The organism is Pseudomonas sp. 05T35 (genome assembly GCF_056396605.1).
In genome coordinates, this window is the sequence record NZ_JBFTLU010000849.1 from 1 (window position 1) to 696 (window position 696).

General features: G+C 56.3%; 1 pseudogene. It reads right to left on the minus strand.

What is annotated here, in order from left to right:
• Nucleotides 1-564 (minus strand): annotated as a pseudogene (locus AC1DH9_RS30265) (hypothetical protein); the annotation flags it as partial.
• Nucleotides 565-696: the final 132 nt, after the last annotated feature.

A 696-nucleotide genomic window follows, 5' to 3' on the forward strand; every position in this document is an offset into this window, starting at 1 on the left:
GATCAACACGCCGGAAAGGCCCATCAAGTTGCCTTTGACGTTACCGCCATTCCAGTAGAAATAAGCTTTTCCGTCATCGACCTGAATGGCTGCGTCACCGCCTTCGATCGAGCCAAGGGATTGAGTGATCGAGAGGAGGCGGTCGGTGACTGGCTGGTTGCTGATATGAATACCGAACCTTTCGCCGGAAATAGCGCCAGTATTGTTAATGCTCGAGGAGACACCGGTGGGCGCAAGCTTGAGTGCAGCACCATCCAGTCGCAACGCATCAGCATTGGCGCCCGTAGCCGTAATCGTGCCTTGGTTGATCACACTGTTACCGACGCGGGTGCCGATCAGTGACACCCCGGTCGCATTCATCCCGTTGACGGTGATATTGCCCGAATTCAGGACATTGTTGGTCACAACACCGCCCTGATCCTTGATGCCAAAAGCCCCGTCACCGTAGGCCGTGATCGAGCCGTCGTTGATCAGGTTCAAAGGTGCGGCAATAACAGGGGTATGAATCGCGGCAGCAGCCACGGAAAGCGCCAACAACGAGCGGCGCAGGCAAGAGGTGTTCAATGCAGGTTCCCTTCAGAAGCCTATGGAAGACGCGTTTTTCAGCAGGCGCGCCCAGCTTCTTTCAGGCATCCATACCGGCCAACCAGCGGGGGCTGGTTCAGGCGCGGGCAATATACAGGTGCCATCATTTAG